Origin of the sequence: Chryseobacterium jejuense (assembly GCF_017877355.1) — a bacterium.
Taxonomy (GTDB): domain Bacteria; phylum Bacteroidota; class Bacteroidia; order Flavobacteriales; family Weeksellaceae; genus Chryseobacterium; species Chryseobacterium jejuense_A.
The window spans coordinates 1-25,807 of sequence record NZ_JAGIPR010000012.1 but is presented as its reverse complement, the minus strand read 5'-3'; the positions used below and the strand labels follow the sequence as shown (position 1 = coordinate 25,807).

At 36.7% G+C, this 25,807-nt stretch carries 18 protein-coding genes; 15 read left to right on the top strand and 3 right to left on the bottom strand.

All coding sequences use genetic code 11. The features are described from left to right. Positions 1-59: 59 nt before the first annotated feature. The 6 genes from gldK to J2772_RS19760 all read left to right on the top strand — a co-directional run bounded on the left by gldK (position 60) and on the right by J2772_RS19760 (position 6,223). A complete protein-coding gene (gldK, locus tag J2772_RS19785; RefSeq protein ID WP_045493226.1) occupies positions 60-1,481 on the top strand; it encodes a gliding motility lipoprotein GldK in 1,422 nt (473 codons plus the stop codon). Between the two features lie 61 nt (positions 1,482-1,542). Next, entirely contained in the window at positions 1,543-2,235 is a 693-nt protein-coding gene (gene gldL, locus J2772_RS19780; RefSeq protein WP_045493229.1) for a gliding motility protein GldL, read from the top strand. 53 nt (positions 2,236-2,288) lie between these two features. Beyond that, positions 2,289-3,881, top strand: coding sequence for a GldM family protein (locus J2772_RS19775; RefSeq protein ID WP_209919761.1), 1,593 nt, complete (start codon positions 2,289-2,291; stop codon positions 3,879-3,881). 20 nt (positions 3,882-3,901) lie between these two features. Further along, a complete protein-coding gene (gene gldN, locus J2772_RS19770; RefSeq protein WP_209919759.1) occupies positions 3,902-4,840 on the top strand; it encodes a gliding motility protein GldN in 939 nt (312 codons plus the stop codon). Between the two features lie 54 nt (positions 4,841-4,894). Further along, positions 4,895-5,929 (top strand): NAD(P)/FAD-dependent oxidoreductase, encoded by a 1,035-nt coding sequence (locus tag J2772_RS19765; protein ID WP_209919757.1) that lies wholly within the window; start codon positions 4,895-4,897, stop codon positions 5,927-5,929. A 36-nt stretch (positions 5,930-5,965) separates the two neighbouring features. After that, positions 5,966-6,223, top strand: a complete 258-nt coding sequence (locus J2772_RS19760; RefSeq protein WP_209919755.1) for a SemiSWEET transporter — start codon at positions 5,966-5,968, stop codon at positions 6,221-6,223. Between the two features lie 56 nt (positions 6,224-6,279). Here the strand turns inward: J2772_RS19760 and J2772_RS19755 are convergent, their stop codons facing one another. Together J2772_RS19755 and J2772_RS19750 are read right to left on the bottom strand one after the other, a co-directional pair. Then, the gene (locus tag J2772_RS19755) at positions 6,280-6,711 is read right to left on the bottom strand and encodes an META domain-containing protein (protein ID WP_209919753.1); all 432 of its coding nucleotides are present in this window, start codon (positions 6,709-6,711) and stop codon (positions 6,280-6,282) included. Between the two features lie 36 nt (positions 6,712-6,747). Further along, on the bottom strand, positions 6,748-7,140 hold the full coding sequence (locus J2772_RS19750) for a hypothetical protein (RefSeq protein WP_209919751.1): 393 nt from the start codon (positions 7,138-7,140) through the stop codon (positions 6,748-6,750). Between the two features lie 609 nt (positions 7,141-7,749). Here J2772_RS19750 and J2772_RS19745 point away from each other — a divergent pair. The 9 genes from J2772_RS19745 (at position 7,750) to J2772_RS19705 (ending at position 25,035) form a co-directional block, all read left to right on the top strand. Next, positions 7,750-8,136: a hypothetical protein gene (locus J2772_RS19745; RefSeq protein ID WP_209919748.1), complete on the top strand. Its 387-nt coding sequence runs from the start codon at positions 7,750-7,752 to the stop codon at positions 8,134-8,136. 147 nt (positions 8,137-8,283) lie between these two features. Next, positions 8,284-9,366, top strand: a complete 1,083-nt coding sequence (locus J2772_RS19740) for an efflux RND transporter periplasmic adaptor subunit (RefSeq protein WP_410494450.1) — start codon at positions 8,284-8,286, stop codon at positions 9,364-9,366. A gap of 21 nt (positions 9,367-9,387) precedes the next feature. Then, on the top strand, positions 9,388-12,579 hold the full coding sequence (locus J2772_RS19735; RefSeq protein WP_209919744.1) for an efflux RND transporter permease subunit: 3,192 nt from the start codon (positions 9,388-9,390) through the stop codon (positions 12,577-12,579). Beyond that, positions 12,551-14,008 (top strand): TolC family protein, encoded by a 1,458-nt coding sequence (locus tag J2772_RS19730; protein WP_209919743.1) that lies wholly within the window; start codon positions 12,551-12,553, stop codon positions 14,006-14,008. Before J2772_RS19735 ends, J2772_RS19730 begins: the two co-directional genes overlap by 29 nt. Positions 14,009-14,148: 140 nt before the next feature. Next, complete coding sequence (locus tag J2772_RS19725; RefSeq protein ID WP_209919741.1) at positions 14,149-16,002, top strand: right-handed parallel beta-helix repeat-containing protein; 1,854 nt, start codon at positions 14,149-14,151, stop codon at positions 16,000-16,002. Positions 16,003-16,276: 274 nt separating this feature from the next. Beyond that, a complete protein-coding gene (locus tag J2772_RS19720; RefSeq protein WP_209919739.1) occupies positions 16,277-17,905 on the top strand; it encodes a T9SS type A sorting domain-containing protein in 1,629 nt (542 codons plus the stop codon). Positions 17,906-17,917: 12 nt separating this feature from the next. Then, the gene (locus tag J2772_RS19715) at positions 17,918-21,349 is read left to right on the top strand and encodes a hypothetical protein (protein WP_209919737.1); all 3,432 of its coding nucleotides are present in this window, start codon (positions 17,918-17,920) and stop codon (positions 21,347-21,349) included. A gap of 7 nt (positions 21,350-21,356) precedes the next feature. After that, positions 21,357-24,722 carry a DUF6443 domain-containing protein gene (locus J2772_RS19710; RefSeq protein ID WP_209919734.1) on the top strand — a complete coding sequence of 1,122 codons (3,366 nt, stop codon included), beginning with the start codon at positions 21,357-21,359 and terminating at the stop codon, positions 24,720-24,722. Between the two features lie 10 nt (positions 24,723-24,732). Next, entirely contained in the window at positions 24,733-25,035 is a 303-nt protein-coding gene (locus J2772_RS19705; protein WP_209919732.1) for an NTF2 fold immunity protein, read from the top strand. Between the two features lie 96 nt (positions 25,036-25,131). Here J2772_RS19705 and J2772_RS19700 read toward each other — a convergent pair. Next, the coding region (locus tag J2772_RS19700; protein WP_209919731.1) for a transposase at positions 25,132-25,807 on the bottom strand (676 nt) is incomplete at its 5' end.

Here is a 25,807-nt window from a genome sequence, read left to right as displayed (position 1 = left end):
TAAATCTTAAAAGTTTCTTAAAAAAATTATATATTTACGGCTTAATTATAAAAATTAACATGAAAAGGATATTTCTTTTATTATTGTCTGCGTCGGTAGCATCGGTATCTTGTTCAGGTGGTGGCAGCTCTTCTGTAGGGAAGCCAGGAACAAAAGGAGAATTGATACCAAGAGAAAAAACGAAATCATTTGTTGCGGAACGACCATACGGAATGGTTGCAATTCCTGCAGGTTCATTTGTTGCTGGTTTAGCAGACCAGGACCCAACAAATACACCTGAAAAAGCATCATTGAAGACAGTTACTGTTTCTTCTTTCTTCATGGATGAAGCAGAAACTACCAATGCAGAATACAGGGTATTTATCAACTATGTAAGAGATTCTATCGCAAGAACTCTACTCGCTGAAGCTGCCGGAGAAGGTGGTGACGAAGGCGGTCGTAGAGGAGCAAGCATAGGAGATTATGCATACCTTGCTAAAAAAGAAGAAAATTTAACACCTTATCAGGAATATATGGAAGGGCAGGGTGGCCGTGAAGACGGTACCTATGATGCAAGCAAAAGATTAGACTGGAAAATTCCTTTACACTGGAGCACTACAAAGTATCCGGATGTAGAATACGCAGAAGTTCTGGAATCTATGTATCTGCCTGCTTCTTCAAGAATTGGAAACGAAAGAATTTTAGATGTTAGTAAGCTGAAGTATACTTACCGTTGGGGAGATATGGATGCTGCACTTGCAGATAACGAAAGAGGAGCGAATTACCTTAAAAGCCAGAGTATCGCGATTTATCCCGATACTACGGTTTGGGTAAAAGATTTCCACTTTGCTTACAATGAGCCATTATTTGAACAATATTTCTGGCACAAAGCTTACAAAAACTACCCTGTAGTTGGTGTTACCTGGGATCAGGCAAGAGCTTATTGTAACTTCAGATCTAAATTGAAAACTGACTATAACGAAAGTTTAAAAAGAAAAAAACAAAGACCATTGCAGTTCCGTCTTCCAACAGAAATCGAATGGGAATATGCTGCAAGAGGAGGTATGCAAAATGCCACTTACCCTTGGGGAGGTCCATATTTAATGGATGATAGAGGTTGCTACTTAGCTAACTTCAAACCTAAGAGAGGTAACTACATGGAAGACGAGAAAAAAGGTACTTATACATATACAGCTCCAGTTAAGAAATTTAAGAAAAATGGATTTGGGTTATTTGATATGGCTGGAAACGTTTCTGAGTGGACAGAATCTGCATATAACAACTCTTCTTATGGATTCTCTTCTACATTAAATCCTTCTACTAAAGATAAAAAGGATACTAAGAAATCTGTAAGAGGTGGATCTTGGAAAGATATAGGATACGCCTTAATGACGGGTGCTAGAGATTGGGAGAGAAAAGATTCAGCAAGAAGCTATATCGGATTTAGAACTGTACAGGACATTCCTGAGGCAGCTGTTAAGCCAAGAAGAGTTAACAGATAACAAAACCAAAACAATTATTTTTCAATACAATTTTATTTAACATTAAAAAAACTAACTCAATATGTTTAAGACGAAAGATGCTTGGATGAATTTCTTCTATTCATTCGGTGCTGCAATTGTAATTCTTGGAGCTTGGCTTAAAATTACTCACATTACTTTGGGACCAATTAACGGTAATATTGCTCTTACTGTAGGGCTTATTACAGAAGCGATTATCTTTATTATTTTCGCTTTCGACCCTCCAAAAACTGAAGAGTCTTATGCTTGGGAAAATGTTTACCCTGAATTATTAGATAAACATGCTAACCCAAACCCATTACACTCAAATGTAACAACTAGAAATACAGGTAACCACTTTGCAGAATTAGAAAATTCTCTTTCTACTAAATTGGATAAAATGCTTGAAGATGCGAGATTAGATGTTCAACTATTCGAAAGACTAAGAACAGGAATCGATAAATTTTCAAGTTCTGTAGATCAAATCAATCAAACTGTTGACGTTTCTGCTTCTACTCATAAATATAACGATCAGTTGAACAAGGCTGCTCAGCATATGGAAAGTATGAATGCATTATATGCGATGCAGTTGGAAAGCGGTAAGAAACAAGCAGAATTTGCTACTAAATATGTTTCAGACATGCAGAAATCTGTTGAACATTCTGAAAAATTCAATCAAGAGCTACAAGGTTTAACATCTAATCTTAATAACTTAAATAGAGTTTATGGTGGTATGCTTACTGCTATGAAGTCTTAATTCCTAACCATTTCTGAACTTAAACTATTTAATCAAAAAACAAAGAAAAGAGAATGGCACAAGGAAAACAGACCCCTCGTCAGAAGATGATCAACCTGATGTATCTGGTGTTCATCGCGATGATGGCCCTAAACATCGATGCAGAAATCATCAGATCATATTATGACTCTACAAGAGCATTAAATGAAACAAGAACTTTAACAGAAAGAAAAAACGAAAAGATTTTTGAAAAAACACTGGAAGCTAAAGCTCAACAGGTTCCGGATACTTACGCAAAACCTTGGGAAGATTATAAAACATTAAAATCCAAGATTGATGCGTTGGTAAAACACGCTCAGGATATCAAGGATTTACTAAAAAAACAATCAGAGTTTCATGATAAAGATCCTAAAACCGGAAAAGAAATTGACGTAAGTGAAAATTTTGCTGCATTAAACAACAATGAAGCTACTACAGAATATTTCTTTAAAGAAGGAGATGAAAATTCACCATCAAAAAATGCATTAGATCTTAAAGCAAAAATTGATGATGTTAGAAATTATATTAATACTACTTTTGGTAAGAATCCTCAATTAGTGGATCTAGTTGAGAGAGCTAACAAATCTCTTATTGCAGAGTATCCTAAAGGAAAATCTCCGAATGAGAAAACTTGGTTCCAAAATAAATTTTATCATCAGCCACTAATCGCTGCTATATCTAATTTGGAAATTATCCAAAATGATGCCAGAAACGTACAATCTGATGCATTAGCCTTAATGCTTCAGGAAAAAGTGGATGCTAGTATCAAATTTACAAGCTATGAACCTATTGTTTCAGGTCCTACAGATATTCAGGCAGGTAAGCAGGCTGAAGTAAAAGTAATGTTGGGTACTTATTCTAATAGTAATAAGATCAGTATCTCTGGAGTTAGCAAGCAGGAAAATGGTAAAGGGATCATCCCTATTTCAGGAGCTGGTATTGGTGAACATAAACTAGCCGGAACTATTACATTAACAGATGCTTCAGGTAAGCCACAATCTTTCCCTTGGACGCATACTTATAATGTAATTGCAGGACCTAGAGAAGTAAAACTTGAAAAAGGATTATTACTTTCTGCTGATAAGATGAATGTAATGTATAGAGGATTGGAGAACCCTGTATCAGGATCTATCTTAGGTGCAGATAACTCTAAACTTTCATTATCAGCTCCGGGAGCTTCTGTAAGAAATACAGGTCCTGGTAAGTGGATTGTAAAACCTTCAACAGGAACTACAGTGAAAATTACATTATCCGGAGTAGATCCTTATGGAAAAACAGTATCTCAGGTATTTGAATATAGAATCAAGAATGTTCCGCCACCTCAAGGTCAGATGAGAGGACAGAATGTATTGTCGATGCCGGCAACTTCTATTCCGAACCAATCTGTACAGGCTGCTATTCCTGACTTCGACTTCCCTGTTTCGTTCAATGTAACACAATTCATGGTAAGAGTACCTGGTAGAGCAGCACTATTAATCCATGGGAATACATTAAATGATGCAGCAGGATTAATCAAGAATCTGAGAACAGGAGATGTAGTTTCTATCTTCGATATCAAAGCAACAGCGCAAGGATTGGAAGGTCAGCAGATTAAAAACATTACTCCTATAATTATTAATGTTCAATAGGACTAAAATTGTAATTTATTATGAAAAAATATATTAGCACCCTTTTAGTATTAGTCTCGGGATTTGCATTTTCCCAGACTATTCTGAACGCTTCTTCTCCAGAAGAGTTTAGACAGATGAGAGCGGAGAACAAACAAAAAGTTGGTGATACTATTATTGATAAAACAGTAAAGCCTCTTGAATATGGATTTGTTGAAGACAAAGACATCCTTAAGAGTATGTTTGTTTGGGAAATCATCGATATGAATGATAAGATCAATCAGCCATTTTACTATGATAATCCGGATGGTCTTCTTTCTACCCCTACAAGATCTCTATACCAGTTACTGTTAGATGCAGCTTTAAGTGGTAAAATTGAGCAGGTGTATGATGATGAAAACTTTACGGTGAAGCTTTCACCGGAAGGAATCCAGAAAAGATTGGAGAACGTTAGAATCAACGATGCAGCTATCGATATTCTAAACTCTGGAAGACAATTAACCGAACAGGAGAAAAAAGAATATACCGACGTATTTAAGACGACTACTGAGAAAGTAAAAGTTCTTAAAATTATGGGTATGTGGTTCATAGATAAGAGAGACGGACAAATGAAATACAGACCTCTAGGTATTGCAGCAATGGGACCAGACCCGGCAGTACAGGGAGTTATAGGACCAGATGGGAAGCCAATTGCTAGCAATGATGACCTTATCGACCTATTCTGGATTTTCTATCCGAATGCAAGAGATATCTTAGCAAACAATTATGTTTACAACAGAAAAAACTCTTCTGCAGATCTATCTTTTGATGATATCATCAATGCAAGAAGATTCTCTTCTGTAATCTACAAATCTTCAAGCGGTTTAGGAGACGGTACTATTAAGGACTATATCCCCAAAGATGCTGATGATCAGTTAGAAGAAAGTGACAGAATTAAGTCGCAGATCCTTGAAATGGAAAATGATATGTGGAATTACTAAATTTCATTTGATATTTATACAAAACCTGAGTATTTTTACTCAGGTTTTTTTATTATGAGAAATGTAGATTATATTATTGTAGGAGATGGATATGCTGGGCTTTTTTTAGCTCATCAGCTAATTAAAAACAACAAATCCTTTGTAATTTTTTCCGAAGGAAGAAAAAGCGCTTCGCAGGTTTCTGCAGGGATTATCAATCCTGTGGTTCTTAAAAAGTTTACCACATTTTGGAAGGCTCAGGAACAAATTGATTTTCTGAAGAACAGTTTGAAGGAGATAGAATCGTATACTGGAGAAAATTATTTGATTGATGCATCTATTCACAGAATTTTTCATGATGAGAACGAACAGAAGCTTTGGCTTAAAAAATCTGGAAATGAAGAGTTATCGAACTTTTTGAATGAAAAATTTGAGTCTTTAAATGTAGTAAAAAACGATTTTCTCACAGGAAAGGTGAATCAGTCTGCCAGGTTGAATGTTAATGGATTTTTTACTGGTTTATTCAATTATTTTGAAAAAAATGGTTTTCTTATCAGTGAAAAGTTTGAGTATGCTAAGTTGAACCCTTCAGACGCAACTTATAACGATTTTATTTTCAAAAATATTATTTTCTGTGAAGGAATGGGAGTAAAAGATAACCCTTACTTTTCAGATATCACGGTGACCCCCAATAAAGGACACCACATAAAAGTCGAACTTTCTCAACCTATTCCGGAAAATATAACCATTAAAAAGAAACACTTCCTTTTTCCAACGGGGAACGGACTTTATTTCTATGGTGGAACTTATGATCGTGAACAGCTTCACCATCATATTGATGAATCAGCAGTGAATCAGTTAGTCAATGGGTTGTCAGAATTCTACCCTTATGATTTTGAAGTGAAAGAAGTAAATTTTGGGTTTAGGCCTACGGTAAAAGATAGGAGACCAATTATTGGAAGACATGAAATTCATAGCAATCTATATGTTTTCAATGGGTTGGGAGCAAGAGGAATTCTGAACGGTTGTTACTTTGCAAGAGACCTGTTCCGTTTTATTGAGGAAGATATTCCGTTGCATGAAGAAGTTTCACTGAATAGATTTAAGTAATTTTCATCAGAATGTAAATCTTAAAGACTATAATTTATGAATGAAAACCTATTAGGAATCATTGCAGGAGTACTCACTTCCATATCTATGATTCCACAACTTATAAAAGTGATTCGGGAGAAAAACGTGGAAGATGTTTCCCTGCTTATGCTTTTGATCCTTATTTCCGGATTATCTTTATGGGTGTGGTATGGTTTTGTAAAAGATGAACTTCCTATTATTTTGTCAAACTCATTTGCTGTTTTAGTGAATATCAGCCTTTTGATTTGCTATATGATATACAACAAAAAGTAAAAAAGACGTCCCCATAGAAGGACGTCTTTTTATATTAAATCTAATTATTTTTTTTCTTATTCAAGAACAAATTTAGCTAAAGGAGCCATTCTTGCTTTGTTCAATGTTAGCGTATTTCCGTTCACAGAATAGTTGTCAGCAGCAAGGATCGCTTTTGTAAACTGATTTTCAATATCAAGATCTTCGCAAGCCATCATAGTAGACATTCCTTGGTTGAATTTGATTCTCATGATGTCCTGTTTGATCTCAAAAGTACCTCCTAATCCATTACATCCTGCATTACCTTCATATCTCATCCCATTCATATCAAGTTTGAAATAAGGGTTGCTTTTTGGATTTTTTAATTTGATCGGCTGACCATTAAGTTCCGTTAATTTCCAGGTCTTTCCTGTAATATCTGTTGTAGGTTTCTGTGCAGTCTGTGTCTGGCAAGAAACAAGAAATACAGCTAGGAAAAGAGCGGATAAATAGTAATACAAGCTTTTCATAAATTTTAAATTTTAATTTTTCTGTTTGTACATAAGCTAATACGATGCCATTTTTGCAGGACCGGATTCTTTTTTTACCTGTTTAAGATGGAAAAGCACCATATCTACATTCTTCTTTAAAAAAGTAATATTTCCCTTAATTTCAGAGTATTGGTACTCCTCATTTGAGGCTGTATAATCCGGTAAAGCATCACTTTTTTTAAGGTCATAAGTTTTACCGTTTAAATGTACAGTTGCTGTATTTTTAGAGCGGTTGATCGTTACTTCTATTTTTTCTCCATAGCTGTCAACATAAACATTTTTTGAAATGTCATCTGTATTTTCAGGAGTTGCAGCAGTAACGGTTTCAGCATCTTTTCCGGGATGTTTACACGCTGTTGAGGAAAGAACGGCCAATCCCAAAAGGACTGTGGGTAATAATTTTTTCATAGTGATAAGTGATTTTAAAGTGTTTCATGAATTATGGTGTTAATACTATATAAAAATACAAATATTTTTAATAAATATGTGTTAATTTTTCATAAACTAATATTATATTTTAAACATTTGAATTTTGTTCATTATTTTTAAAACATTCTTCAGTGAAACAAAAACTGATTATTTATAGTAAGAAATTTGTGATTGAGAGGCTTGCTGTTGTTTTTTTAACCGATTTATTATCAGTTGGGTAGAGGAAAGTTTTTTCATTGTTCATTTGTTGTTTAAATTTTCAGGAAAAATAATTCAAAATTCAGAGAATAACAATACGCTTGTATTAATAATTTGAAATCATGATAAAGTTTAGTTCTTTAGGTTTATATTTTCCCTGAATCGTAAGTATGTTCGAAATAAAATGTTGAAAAACAAAACATAGCTCAATTGAAAAAGAAAGAACCGAAGTGTATTATTGATAAGAGGCTTTGTTGATTGATAAATATCTGCTTTTCATAGTATTTAATATTTGATAAGATTTTAAATTCAGGTTATTTAAAGAAGCGTTAAACTTTGTTAATCTATTATGATGATATAACAATCTAAGTGTACATTTGCGACTTCAAAATGAGAAACTTTATAGTATATTTTTTAACCGGTCTTTTTCTGCTCTTTGTAGTAGAAAGCAGATTGAATGTTAAAACACTACGAAATGACTATTCCGGTCATGTTTCTCATCATCTCCCTAAAAGAGCCAACAAGCTGAATCAGACCTATGAGAAGCTTACTGTGCAGCAAATGGCAGATTCTGTAGATAATTCAACTTTAGAACTTGCAGAAAATGATTTTCAGCTGTCTGATGTATTTCAGGCTATTATTGTTTTCGCTGGGGTTTTCAGCTTGGTTTATATTTTTGGATTAAAAAGCAACAAGCAGTTTAAACCGGATATTCACGGGTTTATTTGGGGGCTTACTGCCAAAAAGTTTATTCTGATCCGTTCCATTAGAATTTAAAATTTCATTTTTCCTAATGAATTTCTACCTGATTTCAGGTGGGAATGCTTTGCGTTGTGTATGTTGGTAATCATCACTCTGTACTATTCTTTATTACCATTTATTTCTATTTAAAACATTAACGATTTATAAAACTCTAGAATTATGATAAAAAGAGTTGCCTCAGGTATTGCGCTTAGCGTCCTTTTACTGGCTGTAAGCTGCAATAAGAAAAAAGAGGAGAAAGAAGAAGTAACTACTTATCCGGTAACATCACCGGTAGTAATGGATACTGTGATTAATAAGGAATATGTAGCTCAGATCCAGTCTGTAAAGAACATTGAAGTTCGGGCTCAGGAAAAAGGCTTCCTTGAGAAAATTTTTGTCGATGAAGGACAGTATGTACAGGCAGGGCAAACCCTGTTCCGTATTATGCCTAAACTTTATCAGGCGGAATTGCTAAAGGCAAAAGCGGAAGTAGAACAGGCTTCTATTGAACTGAAAAATGCCACTACATTAGCTGGAAACAATATCGTATCCAAAAACGAAAAGGCTATGGCTAAAGCTAAGTTGGATGCTGCCAACGCAGAAATGAAACTAGCGCAAATCCACTTGTCTTTTACCGATATTAAGGCTCCGTTTTCAGGGATTATCAACCGAATTCCTTTAAAATTGGGGAGTCTGGTAGATGAAGGTGATCTGTTGACTTCCTTATCAGATAATACAAGTATTTACACATATTTCAATGTTTCTGAGCCGGAATATCTGAGCTATCAGACCCATGCAGCAGATAGAGGAAGCAATCAGGTATCTCTTATTACAGCAAATGGAGAAACTTATTCTCAAAAAGGAGAAATTCAGACTATTGAAGGTGAATTTGACAATGAAACCGGAAATATTGCTTTCCGTGCTAAGTTTCCAAACCCGGATAAGCTTCTGAGAAACGGAGAAACCGGAAAAGTGCAAATGACAATGCCGGTTCACAATGCTCTTATTATTCCTCAGAAAGTTACCTACGAAATTCAGGATCAGAAATATGTATTCGTTATTGACAAAAACGGCACAGCGAAATCCAGAAATATTAAAATTGCTTACGAACTTCCGGATTTGTATGTGGTAAGTTCTGGAATATCAAAAGGAGATCAGATTCTTTTGGAGGGCGTTCAGAAGGTGAAGGATGACCAAAAAGTAAAAACAAAATTCCAGGATCCTAAAAAGGTTCTTCAATCATTGAAATTAAAAGCAGAGTAATGGTCTCTAAAATGAAGTAGTATGTTTAAGAAATTCATCCGCAGACCCGTTCTGTCTATTGTAATCTCATTGATTATCGTGTTTATGGGAATTCTGTCATTGGTAAAACTTCCGGTGACTCAGTTTCCCTCAATTTCTCCACCTAAAGTAAATATTACCGCAGAATATCCCGGAGCTAACAACGAATTATTGATTAAATCTGTTGTTATTCCTTTGGAAAGAGGATTAAATGGAGTTCCGGGTATGAAATATATGACCTCGGATGCCGGAAATGATGGAGAGGCATCCATTCAGGTGGTATTTGATCTGGGAACAGATCCTAACGTTGCAGCAGTAAACGTTCAGAACCGTGTATCTTCCGTGGTTAATAAATTACCTCCTCTGGTAGTTCGTGAAGGGGTGAAAATTACCCGTGAAGAGCCGAATATGTTGATGTACATTAATTTGTACAGTGACGATCCTAAAGCTGATCAGAAATTCCTGTTCAATTATGCAGATATTAACGTAATGTCTGAATTGAGAAGGGTGAGTGGAGTAGGTTTCGCTGATATTTTGGGAACCCGTGAATATGCAATGCGTATCTGGCTTAAACCGGATAGATTAACTGCTTATAACATTTCAGCAGATGAAGTGATGGAGTCTTTAAATGAGCAGAGTTTGGAAGCGTCTCCGGGAAAAACCGGGGAAAGTTCAGGAAAGCGCTCTCAGTCATTTGAATATGTATTGAAATATCCGGGTCGTTTTAACAATGAAAAAGATTATGGAAATATCATTTTAAGAGCCAAACCGGATGGAGAATCCATCAGATTGAAAGATGTTGCTGATATTGAATTCGGAAGTTCGATGTATGATATTTATTCCACTCTTAACGGAAAACCTTCTGCAGCAATTACAGTAAAGCAGTCTTATGGTTCCAATGCCAGTGACGTTATCAAAAACGTAAAAGCTTTAATGGCAGATCTTGAAAAGAATACTTTCCCTAAAGGAATGCATTATGATATCAGCTATGACGTTTCCAGATTCCTGGATGCTTCTATGGAAAAAGTAATCCATACTTTATTTGAAGCCTTTATATTGGTAGCTATTGTAGTATTCCTTTTCCTTGGAGACTGGCGTTCAACCTTAATTCCGGCATTAGCGGTTCCGGTATCATTGATAGGAACATTTGCTGTGATGTCGGCATTTGGTATTACATTGAATATGATCTCGCTCTTTGCCCTTGTCATGGCAATTGGAGTCGTTGTTGATGATGCCATTGTGGTTATTGAAGCCGTTCATGCCAAGATGGAAGAGAAAAATCTCTCTCCTTTAAAAGCTACAGAAGAAGCTATGCATGAGATCAGTGGAGCTATTATCGCAATTACTTTGGTAATGGCATCTGTATTCATCCCAATTGCGTTTATGTCCGGGCCTGTTGGTGTATTTTACCGTCAGTTCTCGATTACCATGGCATCGTCCATTATTCTATCGGGGGTTGTGGCTTTAACTCTGACACCGGCTTTATGTGCTTTAATCCTGAAAAATAACCACGGAAAAGCTAAAAAGAAGACACTGATTACTATTTTCCTTGATAAATTCAACAACCTGTTTACGAAAGGTGCCGGGAAATATGAAGGAATGCTGAAGAAAACGGTTACTAAAAAGGGAATCACATTGCCGTTATTATTGGCATTTTGTGCCTGTACATTTTTCCTGAGTAACTCTCTTCCGTCAGGGTTTATTCCTGCTGAAGACCAGGGAATGATTTATGCGATTATTCAGACGCCTCCGGGATCTACCTTGGAAAGAACCAATCAGATTGCTAAAGAACTGTTGAGAGAATCTGAAGATGTTGACGGAGTAAAATCTGTTTCTTCACTGGCGGGTTATGAGATCTTAACAGAAGGAACAGGATCCAACTCAGGAACCTGCTTGATCAACCTTAAAAGTTGGGATGAACGTAAAGAATCTGCAGCTGAAATTATTGAAAAGCTGGAAGAAAAAGCCAAGAATATTCCGGGGGCCAATATTGAATTTTTCCAACCACCATCTATTCCTGGTTATGGAGCTGCCGGAGGTTTTGAACTTCGTTTACTGGATAAAGCAGGAAGTGGTGATTATCATAAAATGGAGCAGGTGAGTAATGATTTTGTGAAGGAGCTGAAGAAACGCCCGGAACTGGGATCTGCATTTACCTTCTATTCTGCAAGTTTCCCTCAGTATATGCTTCGTGTGGATAATGATCTTGCAGAGCAGAAAGGGGTAACCATTGCAAAAGCGATGGATAACCTGTCAACACTTATCGGTTCAAACTATGAGACCAGTTTTATCCGTTTTGACAGACCTTATAAGGTGATTGTTCAGGCAGGGCCTCAATATCGTGCATTGCCAACGGATCTTTTAAAATTGTATGTTAAGAATGATAAAGATCAGATGGTACCGTATTCAGACTTTATGCATCTTGAAAAAGTATATGGATTGTCTGAGATTACAAGACATAATATGTACAATTCTGCAGAGGTGAGCGGTACTCCGGCACCGGGATACAGTAGTGGGCAGGCTATTAAAGCGATTCAGGAAGTTGCGGATAAAACTCTTCCTAGAGGGTTTGGTATTGACTGGGCTGGGATTTCTAAAGATGAAGTGAGCCGTGGAAATGAAGCGGTATTTATCTTCCTGGTGTGTCTTGGATTTGTATATCTGATCCTTGCTGCCCAGTATGAAAGCTTTATACTTCCGTTACCGGTGATCTTATCTCTTCCTACTGGTATTTTTGGGGCATTTTTATGCTTAAAATTGTTAGGATTGGAAAATAATATTTATGCTCAGGTAGCCATGGTAATGCTTATTGGGCTTTTAGGAAAGAATGCTGTATTGATTGTTGAATTTGCCGTACAGAAGAAAGCAGAAGAGGGAATTTCTGTGGCAAAAGCTGCTATTGAAGGTGCTGCCATTCGTTTCCGTCCGATTCTGATGACATCATTTGCCTTTATTGCCGGATTGATTCCGTTAGTGATTGCAACAGGTCCCGGAGCCATTGGAAACCGTACCATTGGAACCGCTGCAGCCGGAGGGATGTTGATAGGAACTGTTTTCGGACTGATGATTATTCCAGGATTGTATTACATTTTCGGAACCATTGCTGAAAAATCGAGGCTGGCAAAATATGAAGAAGAAAATCCTTTAACAGAACAAACTGAACCTTATGAACACGATGGAAAATTCGAAGACTAAAAATATAATAACAGCCATTGCCTTATCTCTTGTGTTAGCAAGTTGTAAGGCGCCAATGGCGACCGTCATAAAAGACGAGGTAAAAGAAAATATACCTCAGAACTTCAATCAGGAAGAACAGCAGGATGCAAATAGCAACAGCGGAACAACTCCCTGGAGACAGTTCTTCACGGATCCGAATCTGGTAAGCCTTATTGAAACTGCTTTAAAGAACAATCAGGAGCTAATGATCACTCTTCAGGAAATTGAAATTGCCAAAAGTGGAGTTTTAGCAAAGAAGGGAAGGTTAACACCTACAGTTTCAGCTGGAATAGGGGCAGGACTGAAAAAAGCAGGTCGATATACGAGTGAAGGAGCAGGAGATGCTACCACACAAATAGAACCTGGCAGAGAAATGCCGGATCCTCTTGGAAACTTTGAAGGAGGTTTAATGGCCAATTGGGAAATTGATATCTGGAAGAAATTAAGAACAGAAAAGGAGTCTGCGGTAGCTCATTATCTTTCTACAGTAGAAGGGAAAAACTTCGTTCTGTCTAATCTTATTGAAGAAGTGGCTGATAATTACTATGAATTGTTGGCTCTGGATAATCAATTGGATATTATTCAACAGTATATCAAGCTTCAGCAAAGAGCATTGGAAATTTCCAAAATTCAGAAAGAAGCTGCTGCTGCAACGGAATTGGCGGTGAAGAAATTTGAAGCTGAATTGGCAAAATCCAAAGCTTCAGAATATACCATCCGCCAGCAGATTACGGAAAAGGAGAATGAGATCAATGCGTTGTTAGGAAGATATCCACAACCGATTGTCAGAGCGAAGGAAAATTTTATGTCAACAATGCCGCCAACGGTGTATACGGGAATTCCGTCACAATTGCTGGCCAATCGTCCAGATATCAAACAGGCAGAATTGGAATTAAAGGCTTCAAAACTGGATGTTGAAGCAGCAAGAAAAGAATTCTATCCATCACTGGAAATTTCTGCAACCTTGGGATTGGAAGCATTCAAACCATCTTATCTGGTGAAAATGCCGGAATCTATCGCTTATAATCTTGTAGGTGAGCTAGCTGGACCATTAATTAATAAGAGTGCTATCAAAGCTAACTTCCAGACTGCTGATGCTAAACAGGTACAGGCATTATATGAATATGATAAAACGATCTTAAATGCTTATCTGGATGTAGCTAATCTGATGTCGAAGATTAAAAATATAGACCAGTACTATCAATTGAAATCTCAGGAAACAAAAGCCCTGGATCAATCCATTGATATTGCGAACCAGTTGTTCAGAAACTCCAGAGCAGACTATCTTGAGGTTCTTCTGAATCAAAGAGATGCTTTAGATGCTAAAATGGAACTGATAGAAGCGAAACAAAAACAGCTGAGTACCGTAGTAGATATTTATAAAAGTCTGGGCGGAGGCTGGAAATAAAGAAACATCATAATTCAGTCAATAAACAGTTAATGTTTTGAGGGTTGGCTCTTCGGAGCTGGCCCTTTTTTGTTTTTATTACGTCGGGTTCTGTCGCTTTGAAGGGATAGCTTTGCCTTGAATCATTAAAATAATTAATTATGACATTAGCTTCGATTAGCGAATTAAAAACTAAAAATGGAAATACGGATGCTGACTTCTATACCGTAAGAGGGTATCATGCAGCCAATGATGGTGGTGGTGGTGAATTTTATTGGGATGGGGCATATTCTGGTGTCGGAAATAATGGGACTATTATAACTGTTGGGGGGATAGGTGCCTGGAGAAGATCGTATGAAGGGCCGGTAAATTTATTATGGTTTGGAGCAAAAGGAAATGATAGTGATGATGATACGAATGCTTATGAAGCAGCTGCAGATTATTGTAAGGAAGAAAAGAAATTTTTATTGATACCCGAGGGGAAAATATTTCGAATTGCCAGTGTTAAAATAATTAATTGCAGTATAACAGGTACAGGTACATTAAGAACGATCACTGCAGATGCTAAGATAGCAGTTAAGCTCAAAGGTGCTATTGTAGAAGGTATTACAATAATGGGTACTGGAGCTGGAGATAATATTATTGGAGGAGGGTTGTATGTAGACTACAGTGAAAATTGTCTTATTAGAAATGTAAAAGTAAATAATGTTCAGGGGGCAGGAATTACGGCTGCGGGATCTTCTTATGCTCATATTGACCATTGTACAACAACTACAACAAGAGGGCAGAATGGAGATGGTATTATTGTGATGTCAGCTTCTGGCTGTAAAATTACAAACAATTATTGTACGGATTATCAGAGAGTTGGTATTGTTTGTGATAGGAATTTTGCCCAAAGTGAAGAGGTTTATATTGCCGGAAATATTTGTAAAGAAGGACATAATGCTCTTGGAAATGAATTTAATGGAGGAATTTGGGTGGAGAAAACACATGGTGCTCAAATTGTGAATAATTATGTAGAAAACCACGATAGTAAAGGAATTATTGTAGCTCCTGCTATTGAAGGGAATGAGATTTACACTTATTTGGTTCATGGAAATACGATTAAAAACTCACGTGATGGAATTAATATTATTTCTGGGAGAAATGCAAAAGTTATTGTAAGTGATACTTTTATTCTTGATTGTAGTCGTGGCATTGAAGTGGGAAACACAGATACTGTCTCCCTTTCAAATATTTATTTCGGTGATAGAGTAAAGCAGCTCGAAAAAGACACTTTAGTGAGTATCGCAAATGATACACCAAAATCTACTGATGTTACTATTCAGGGGTGTATCAATGATGCGTCTTTTGATCCAGAAATTTCCCCAATTACTTTTCCTGAAGTTTACGGGATGCATTGTAATGTAACAGTAAGAGACTGTAAAGGAAACTGGGCCTATAGAAATTTTTCTGCTGCCACTATTTTGGGGTCTATTAAATATTTTAATACTTTATTTGATCTTAATAGCCTTGGGTATACACCTAAAACACTTCTTTATCTTACCAATACAGATCATGAACAGTTATTTGATAGCTGTGAAATTCGTTTACCTGTAGATATGGATATCCGTAGCCAGTCTCCAACATTAATTTTTAGAAATTGTCGTATGGAGTCTTCGGGACAAATGAATCTTCGTATTGGAGAATATGGGTCACAGAAGGTGATTATAGATAACAGTACATTTAAAAATATTACCTTCCTGAATCCAAAATCGAATTTTGAAATGGTAATCAAAAACAGTGATATCAATAATTATAGTGCTAATGGATTTCTAGATACACCTTTTGGACAGCTGGGGGTTTTGGAAGTATTGAATAGTAAATTTATTTCAGCAAATTCTGCGGTTCCTTTTAATCTACCATTAAATGTTAACTATTCTTTGTTTAAAGGAAATATTTTTAAAGCTTCAGCTTTGTTTTCAAATATTACTACTGTTCCTAAAATTAATGATAGTAATTCTTTATTACAATAAGAGAAAGTATAAACATAATAATCAATAAACAGTTAATGTTTTGAGGGTTGGCTCTTCGGAGCTGGCCCTTTTTTGTTTTTTGTTACGTCGAGTTCTGTCGTAATGCCGTAGTAGATTTGTAGAACCAATGAAGGATCATAGAGTCGCAATGAAATTTCCTGATGTTTGGAAATAATTTATATTAAATCACATTAACATGACTTGTGTGAGCGAAAAAAAGTTAAATTTGTGAAAATTTGAAAAACTAATTATTAAACTCAAAAATAACACGGGAATGAAAAAGATTTATCTCAGTGCATGTACTGTATGCACCATTCTGGGGCTATCTGCCCAGGAAGTTCTCTGGCAAAAAGACATCAAATCCTCTACTCAAGATTTTCTAAGCCAGGTGACTACAACTATAGATCAGCAGTATCTCATTACAGGAAGCTCTATCCAGTCAGGAAGCGGGAAGACGGAGGCTGGAAGCAGACAAAACAACGGCTACGATTTCCATTTAGTTAAATTGAATCAGCAGGGAGAAGAAGCCTGGGAGAAGTATTTCTCAGGAAATAACCATGATTATTTATCGGCAACAGTAACCACTCAGGACGGTGGTTTTCTTGTAGCAGGAACGTCATATTCCGGAAAAGGGCTGGATAAGAGAGAGGATTCGAAAGGCGGATCAGATATCTGGCTCATCAGAATTAATGAATTCGGAGATGAATTATGGCAGAAAACCTTGGGAACTTTTTCTGATGAAGAGGCCAAAGCAGTCATTCAAAGTACAGACTTGGGCTTTTTTGTAGCCGGAAATGTACAAAACACATCCCAAGGCTATGGTTCTAAAGATGTGTGGATCACCAGACTGGACAAAGACGGAAAGGAACTGTCCCAATTGGTCTTAGGTGGAAAAGGCTTGGACGAAGTTGAAAAAATGATTCCAACAAAAGACGGCGGAGCTTTATTGGGAATTTATTCCAGAAGTTCCGAAGTTGGTGATTTAGGATCCGGGGCTAGAACTCCTGAAAGTAAATCTTCGACTGGAAGTACTGCTACCTATAACCTGATATCTGCTACCTCAAAACAAAGCAGCAACTTCGGTGAAGGCGACTATTGGATTATCAAACTGGACAAAAACGGAAAAGTAGAATGGGAAAAGAACTTTGGGGGTAAAGGAGACGACCATATCAGAACATTGGCTTTAACGGCAAACGGTTATATCATCGGTGGAGAATCCCGCTCCGAAAGATCCGGAAACAAAACGGTAGGCATTGAAGAAGGTACAGACCTTTGGCTGATTGCTTTAAACGAAAGAGGCGATGAGCAATGGCAAAAGTCCTACAATTTCAAAAACCGCGATATCCTGATGGGAATGAGCGTTATTCATTCGGCAGATGACAAATCTTCAAAAGGAATTCTGTTAGGCGGTTATACCCAAGCCGAAGGGAGAATAGAAAAAGACGATGAAACCTTCTGGATGCTGTATCTGGATGGCAACGGAAATGAACAATGGCGAAAACATGTGGCAGGAGAATCCAGACAAAAAGAAGAGCGACTTTCAGACTTGAAACTGAACCGCGATGGCTCCATAATCCTTGCTGGAACGAGTGCGAAGGAACTAGGAAAAGAAAACTGGAAGATTGTAAAGCTGGGTGATAAACAGGTGAGTGATCTGATAGCAAAATACGATATCAAGATCTATCCAAATCCGGTATCAGACTATGCATATGTAGAAATCGGTTTTGATTTCAAAGAAGCAGATATTATGCTGTATGATATGAGCGGAAGACAGCTTCAGAACTTCAAAACCAAGAATAGAGTGACTAAGATGAATACCCAGGCTTTGATACAAGGAGCTTATTTAGTGACTATAAAAACAGATAATAATAAAACAGCGAATGCAAAGCTGATTAAGAAATAAAAAACATTAATCATGAAAAAGAACATAACCAGTTTGTTTTTCTGCTTATCCTTGGGTACAGCAGTAGCACAAACTACAGGAAGTAAACAATCTACACTTCCCAATATTATTCCTCCATCCTCAGAGTCCTATAAATTAGGAGCCTTTGGAAATATCCCAGTCAGTTTGTTTACGGGGAATGCCAACGTGGATATTCCATTAACAAGTTTTCAAACCAAAAACATCAGTCTTCCTATTAAGCTCAACTACTTTTCTAACGGAATTAAAGTAGATGATATGAATGGATCTACAGGACTGGGCTGGAATCTTATTTCAGGAGGAGTTATTACACGAGTTATTCGGGATCTTCCTGATGAGGACTATGTGAGCAACGTCACAATTCCAACCAATATAGATGCGTTGGGACCTAATCATCCTACTGTAATGCAATTCTTTCAGGATGCTGCAAATGATAATATAGATACTGAACAGGATCTGTATATGGCAAGCTTTGGCGGTATGCAGATTAAATTTGTCTTTGATAGAAGAGGAATGCCTGTGGTTTACTCTCAAAAAGATGTTATTATTGAAGGGAGAAGTGGTGGCCCGTCTTTTACGATCACCACAGATGACGGGATGAAGTACTATTTTACCGATCAGGAGGTTACTTCAAACCGAACTGCCGGAGCTGGGCATTCTTTGATATCAATTTCTACATCAGCTTGGTATCTTACAAAAATAGAGGATGTATCCACTGGCGAAATTGTATTTATTGAAAATACAGATGGTGGTTATACCACTACTATAAGCCAGTCTCAAACATTGTCCTATACTTCTCCTAATGGTGGACCTATGTATTCTTCCTGTGGTAATGGGACATTTATCATGTATCCTACTGTAAGTCCGCTAATCAGCCATAACCAAACTGTCAATGGAAAACAGATTAAAAGAATATATAGTAATAACCCTGCCTATGGAGAAATTATTTTTGACTATCTGCAGTCAGGAGGCAGTGAGGATTATAAACGGCTGCAAAAAGTGACCAAAAAAGTAAACAACAGTATTATTAATAACGTTGCATTAAATTATAGTTTAACAGCAAACAGTAGATTATTTCTCAGTTCTATAGTAGATAATGTGTTAAATACTACCTATGGATTTGAATACAATCAGCCGGATGAATTTCCTCCACGGCTTGCCTTTAACAGAGATAGCTGGGGATATTACAATGAGGTCAATAGCAATACGAATCTGGTTCCGCAGATCCCCAACGTGCTCGCATGGAGTTCTTATGTAGGAGCAGGAACAGGTGTCGTTCCTGACAAAACAGCTATCGGGATCTTAAAAAAAATCGTTTATCCAACCAAAGGTTTTACAGAATTCTTCTATGAAAATCATACGAGAATAGACAAAAATGTACTGCTTGAACCAGCACAAACAAAAGGGGTTCAAATAAAGGCGACGACGACTGAGGACAGTGAAGCACATATAAAAAATTCAGTAACATTTACACCTATTAAAACGGAGGAAATTCATTTAGGTGGGGGCGCTGGTTTTAATACTAACGATTGCCCGGGATCTGCTCAAGCTGGTAATCATCATAGAGCTAAAATGACGTTACAAAAATCAAATGGTCAGTTTCTTGAACTTTATAATAAAACTGATTCGGGAATGCTCTATAGTATTGGAAATACGGCAACCCTGCCTCTTCATACGGGCCCCTTTTTTGCGCTTGTTAACAAAGATGAACCACTGACGCTGAGACTGGAGACTTTATATTTCTGTGTACGCTCTATAGCATCGGCAACTTATTCGTTCAAAGATGCTGTGTATGGTGATAAGGAAGTCCCTATTGGCGGCTTGCGGATAGCCAAGATTGTAGATACAACAGAGAATGGGATTGCAACTACCAGGAAGTTTCTTTATCGGGATCTGAATGAGCAGACAAGTGAAGCTGTTGTTTTAAGAACACCGGAATTTCAAGAACAGCTTGATTATTACAAAACCTGCTATGTCAATAATCCACATACGGGAGGCAGCGTTCCTGTTGGGGTGGAGAAGTTTCCTTATTACACGATAACTTCCACTAATATCAATCAATTGTATGCTACACATCCAAATGTATTTTACAAAACGGTTCAGGAGATTACAGAAGGGAAATCCAATATTATTCATAAATATTCCGCAGCCTCTGATGATTTTGGTAAGGTATTAATAGGAAATAATATAAGGAACTCTGTGTGGTCAAATTTGGGTTGGAATAATGGGCGGGAACTTTTCACAAGATATCTGGATGGTAATAATAATCTGGTACGCACTGTTGAAATGAATTATGAAGAAGATCAGAACAGGAAATATCAGGTAGATGGTTTTTCAATCCGTAAAAACTATGATAATCCAAATCCTAAGAATGTTACTTATACCTGCAATGCCCAGGATGTTATAACAACAATTCCATTTACCACCTGCTCAACCAACCATTCTCATTATTATATTACTACCGATGGTTATAAAAATTGCCATGCTTTTGGAGCCAATAATGTGACCACGGAATATAAAGGCAGATGTTTTGGACGACAGCCAGGAGAGGTAGTAACATTTGATGAGCAATTGGATAATCTTGATATAGTACAATATAAAAACATCTCTCATTTTGAGTACTTAAAATCACAGAAAACAATAGAGTACCTGAAAGGAGCTGCCATGAAAACGGAAACACAGTATTTCTACAGTAATCCTAAACATAGCCAGCTCACAGGACAAAAAACAATTCTTCCGGATCTGTCTTCAACGGAAATCAACTATGATTATGCACATGAGAAAAACAACCAGTTATTGATAAGTAAAAATATGGTTGGAATTCCTTTGGAGACAAGAGAGCAGGAAACCGTTGAAAATATTACCAAATTAACTTCCCGCGAAGAAACCATTTATCCTACTGCATTACCCAATGCAGCGACGGGAAATCTGGCGCTTCCATTATCAGAATATTCATTTGATAATTTGAACGTTTCACAATCCTACAAAGATGTAAGTTTTGACAAATATGATGAGAATGGAAATATTGTGAAATATACCACTAAAGATGGTACTCCGGTTACTATAATCTGGGGCTACAAAAAAACAAAACCTATTGCTAAGATTGTAGGGGTAATATATGGATCAATAGATAATCAGATTGCAGATATTGTCGCTAAATCTGATGAGGATGCCGCTGATCCTACTAAAGAGGCCGCACTCCTTTTAGCTTTAGACAATTTTCATCAATCAGGATTGGTGGTCACCACTTATACGTATGACCCATTAATTGGCGTAACTACTATAACACCGCCTTCTGGTATCAGGGAACAGTACATTTACGATTCAGCCAACCGGTTAAAGGAGATTCAGGTCAGAGAACGGGATACTGCCGGTAATTATGTTGTGAAGACCGTCAAAGAATTTAAGTATAACTATAAACAGTAAACACATTATGAGAAAGATAAAATTATTAGGTCTGCTGCTTACAGTTACAGCAGCCTATGCCCAGAGTACATCAGAAAATTATATACAATCCAAAACCTGTCTAAGTGGTGATTGCAGTAAGAGAGCAGAAACCGTTACTTATTTTGATGGTTTAGGAAGGCCAAAACAAGTTGTAGGGGTAAAAATGACCAATACCGGAAAAGATTTGGTCACTCCTATTACCTATGATGGTTATGGAAGGCAAACAAAAGATATCCTTCCGGTGCCTGCCAATTCGCAGAATGGCGCCATCCATACGGGCATTGTTAATGAGAATACAGCAAATGCTTACTACGGCGTTGCTAACGCTTTTGCCGAAAAAGAAATTGAAAATTCTCCTTTGGACAGAGTGTTGCAACAAGCTCATCCCGGAGATGCCTGGAAGATGGGTGCAGGGCACACAGCCCAATATAAATATGAGGTAAATGCATCGGGGGAGGTTAAGAAGTTTATCACAAATACTACAACCAATACAGTCGGAGCGATTAATAATACCGTATCATCATTCCCTACAGTAGGTTTATATGATGCTGGAATTTTATATAAAAATGTCGTGATAGATGAAGATGGAACGCCTGTGATTCAATTTACCAATAGTCGCGGACAGGTTTTGTTGATACGACGTACCGACGGTACACAAAATGTGGATACCTATTATGTTTATAATGAGTATGGACAACAGGTATTTGTTATTCCACCAAAAGCAGTACAGCAGATTGAACAAAACAATAACGAGCTAACACCGAATATTTTAGAAACGCTTTGTTATCAGTACCGTTACGACGGAAGAGGGCGACAAGTAGAAAAGAGATTACCTGGCAGAGGAGACTGGGAGTCTGTGGTGTATGATGGTGCTGACCGTCCTGTACTTTCCCAGGATGTTAATCTTAAAAATAACGGACAATGGCTGCTTTCTAAATATGATCGTTTAGGCCGGGTTGTTTATACCGGACTTCTTTCTGGAGGAAGCAGATCGGATATGCAAAATCAGATTGGAGATCAGGTTATACATGAAGCAACAACTACAGATGCATTTACCAAAAATGGTCAATTAGTGTACTACACCAATAGTTTTTTTCAAAACTTAAGTACTGTTTTGACCGTTAATTATTACGATTCTTATCCTAGAGATTCGAAAGAACCAACAATTACTAAGATTCTTGACCAATTTGTGATGACTTCTTCAAGGTCTTTAAATGGAGGAATAAACACACTCACTTTTCCTACAGCCACTTATTTGAAAAACATTGAAGATGATAGCTGGACGAAAATCTATTTTTACTATGATACCAAAGGAAGAAAAATTGGTGAAAGAAGTTGGAACCATTTGGGAGGCTATACCAAAACAGAATCCAGGCTGGATTTTGCAGGCCAGCCGGAAGAAAGTTATACCTATCATCTCAAGAATCAAGGGAGTACAGAAGTTACAATTAAAGAAAGATTTATTTACGATAGTCAGAATCGTCTATTAAAGCATTATCATCAGGTTAATACAGAACCCGAGGAATTACTTGCTGAAAATACCTATAATGATATTGGTCAGCTTACAAATAAGAAAACGGGAAATACAACTGGCACACCATTACAGTCGATAGATTATAACTACAATATTAGGGGGTGGATAGCCAAAATGAATGATCCTGCCAATCTGAACGGAAAACTGTTTGCGTATGAGCTAAAATATGAATCCCCGGGTAATGGAGCCTTAGCAAAATATAGCGGTAATATAGCTGAGTTTGACTGGCGGTCTGCCAGCGGAAATTACCTGAGAAGATATGCCTATAAATATGATAAGCTAAACAGGTTGTTGGATGCGTCTTATGTTGAACCTTTCTCCACTGCACCTTTAAATGAAAGCTACTCAGAGAAGGTGACCTATGACCTTAATGGGAACATTCAAACTCTGAAAAGATACCAGCCTTTGGCAAATGTACCTATTCTGATAGATAACCTTAATTACCAGGTCTATGATGGAAACAAGTTGAAAAAAGTGACCGATGAGAATAGCAACCCATCAGGTTATCCAACAGGAGGAAATATGATTGATTACGATGCAAATGGAAATATGATTAATCATTTGGATAAGGGTATTGCAGGTATCTCATATAATTTTTTAAATTTACCTACGAATGTAGGGCTTGGCGGTAAGAATAGACTTAATTTTTTATACAGGGCAGACGGCATCAAGCTAAAGTATACTTATTCCTATTATATTCCGCAAATCAATTCGGTACTCACCAAAAATACTGAATACCTAAATGGATTTCAATATGAGCAGGTAGAGGGTGGGGCATCATTGTTGCAGTTTTTCCCTACTTCAGAAGGGTATTACGATTTCCAGAAAAAGAGGTATATTTATAACTACCAAGATCACCTCGGAAATATAAGGCTTGCCTATTATCGTGGAAGCAATAACGAAGCTGTAACAGACCGGGAAACAGGGTATTATCCATTTGGAATGGAATACGCCGGATATAACCCTACACAACTGCAAAGCTATACTTATGGTTTTCAAGGGCAGGAAAGGCAGAAGGAAACAGGCTGGAGTTCTTTTAAATGGCGAAATAGTATACCTGAACTGGGAAGGTTTTTCAATGTTGATCCATTGTCAGAGAAATACCCTACATGGTCTACCTACGCATTTAGTGGAAACAGAGTTGTAGATGCGAGAGAATTAGAAGGTTTAGAACCCCACGTGTTATTTAATACAAGAGAGAATGCAGCAGCAAATTTTGGAGAACAATATAATGGAAAGTCGATATTAGATAAACGTGAAATAGGAGCATTAATTTATTTTAAATATGCGGATGGCAAAAAATATTATGCTTATAATAATCCTACAACAGGTGAAGCTCATGGTATTCCGCAAGGCCTAAATATGAAACTACCAAAAGGTGTAGCTGCTTCCGCTTATATTCATGCTCATGGTAATGAAGATAAAGAATATGATGATGAAAACTTTTCAGGAGATCCAAGTGGTGGCGGAGATAAAGGGGTTGCAAACAATCTTGGATTAGATGCGTTTCTTGTAACTCCTGGAGGTCAATTAAAATATTATGATTTAAGTTCTAATACAGAAAAAACATTAAGAACAAATATGCCAAGCGATCCTACTTCACCAGAAAGAAAGAATAAAATTAATCCTAAAGAAAGCCCTAGGCCTTCTTTAGGAGATTATAGGGCTAAACCTAAGCCTTTTCCTAATTTGGTTCCTACTTCTGATTATCTTCCCAAACCTGTTTTAGATGACGGTTTAAAGTCAATAGAAGCTATGCGGCAAAATCGAGAACAGACACCATTGATAGACCGAAAACAATTACCACGTCACCAATAAATAATTTAAAATGAAATATTATACTTTTATATTGCTAGTTTCCCTTTCTTGTTGTGAACAGAGAATATCTAACAAAAGTGAAAAGAATATTACTGATAAAGAGATTGCAATTTCTGTAGCTGAAAAAAAATGGAAAGAAGTTTATGGAACATCAGTAATAAATAAACAAAAACCATTCGTCGCAGAAAGGAAGAATGATAGTATTTGGACTGTGCATGGGAATTTTCCAAAACCACCGGTAATAGGAGGTGTTGCTTATGCAGAAGTAAATATAAAAACTAAAGAAGTGGTTAAATATACCCATGGAGAATAAAAATACCCGCTCTGCGAAGTTTGTAACTTCGTAGCAGATAATAAAAAAACACCGCTACGCATTCTATGACACGAAGCAAATAAAAATTGTTAAAATTTAAGATGCAAATTTATAAGTATTAATATAAGGAGTTTGTCTTTCTATTACGGCGAATACTCTGCTTATAAGTTTGCATGTAATATTATTTAAAATAAGCATAGGATTTTTACCTTCTTGTTTCTTTTTGTAATAGTATTCTTTTATTTGAATGTCATATTTAATAGCTGTCAATGCACACATTTGTAGTAAAGATTTCATTTTTTTATCTGCAAGATGATTCACTTTTGTTCTTCCTTTTATACTTGAACCCGAGGAGTATTGAAAAGGAACACCCCCAGAATAGCAAGCGAATTTTCTCCAGTTTTTAAATGCTGTAAAACCCTTTGTAGCAATGATAAAATAGAGGGATGTCTGTTCCCCAATTCCAGGAACTGATTTTATAAGTTCAGCTTGTTTGTGGAGTTCATTATTGGCCTGAATAATTTCTTTTATTCTTTTTTCAATTTTCTTGATGGCCTTTTTTATATCGTGAACTAAAATTTTATTAATGATAAGAACTTCGCGTAAAACATCTTTGTTTATAAAGGTTTTATTTTCATTTGTAGCTTCTATGAGTAGTAATGCTTTTAAGGTTTTCTCTCTTTCAGCATGGAGAAGTTTTAATTTTTGTAAATCATTTCCTGCTATAGTAAATAGCTTTAACTTATCAAGATTTCTAAAACTATATAAGGAG

Bases quoted from the DNA above. Each gene is read 5' to 3' on its own strand.
- gldK (WP_045493226.1), top strand. From the start codon at position 60: ATGAAAAGGATATTTCTTTTATTATTGTCTGCGTCGGTAGCATCGGTA.
- gldL (WP_045493229.1), top strand. From the start codon at position 1,543: ATGTTTAAGACGAAAGATGCTTGGATGAATTTCTTCTATTCATTCGGT.
- J2772_RS19775 (WP_209919761.1), top strand. From the start codon at position 2,289: ATGGCACAAGGAAAACAGACCCCTCGTCAGAAGATGATCAACCTGATG.
- gldN (WP_209919759.1), top strand. From the start codon at position 3,902: ATGAAAAAATATATTAGCACCCTTTTAGTATTAGTCTCGGGATTTGCA.
- J2772_RS19765 (WP_209919757.1), top strand. From the start codon at position 4,895: ATGAGAAATGTAGATTATATTATTGTAGGAGATGGATATGCTGGGCTT.
- J2772_RS19760 (WP_209919755.1), top strand. From the start codon at position 5,966: ATGAATGAAAACCTATTAGGAATCATTGCAGGAGTACTCACTTCCATA.
- J2772_RS19755 (WP_209919753.1), bottom strand. From the start codon at position 6,711: ATGAAAAGCTTGTATTACTATTTATCCGCTCTTTTCCTAGCTGTATTT.
- J2772_RS19750 (WP_209919751.1), bottom strand. From the start codon at position 7,140: ATGAAAAAATTATTACCCACAGTCCTTTTGGGATTGGCCGTTCTTTCC.
- J2772_RS19745 (WP_209919748.1), top strand. From the start codon at position 7,750: ATGAGAAACTTTATAGTATATTTTTTAACCGGTCTTTTTCTGCTCTTT.
- J2772_RS19735 (WP_209919744.1), top strand. From the start codon at position 9,388: ATGTTTAAGAAATTCATCCGCAGACCCGTTCTGTCTATTGTAATCTCA.
- J2772_RS19730 (WP_209919743.1), top strand. From the start codon at position 12,551: ATGAACACGATGGAAAATTCGAAGACTAAAAATATAATAACAGCCATT.
- J2772_RS19725 (WP_209919741.1), top strand. From the start codon at position 14,149: ATGACATTAGCTTCGATTAGCGAATTAAAAACTAAAAATGGAAATACG.
- J2772_RS19720 (WP_209919739.1), top strand. From the start codon at position 16,277: ATGAAAAAGATTTATCTCAGTGCATGTACTGTATGCACCATTCTGGGG.
- J2772_RS19715 (WP_209919737.1), top strand. From the start codon at position 17,918: ATGAAAAAGAACATAACCAGTTTGTTTTTCTGCTTATCCTTGGGTACA.
- J2772_RS19710 (WP_209919734.1), top strand. From the start codon at position 21,357: ATGAGAAAGATAAAATTATTAGGTCTGCTGCTTACAGTTACAGCAGCC.
- J2772_RS19705 (WP_209919732.1), top strand. From the start codon at position 24,733: ATGAAATATTATACTTTTATATTGCTAGTTTCCCTTTCTTGTTGTGAA.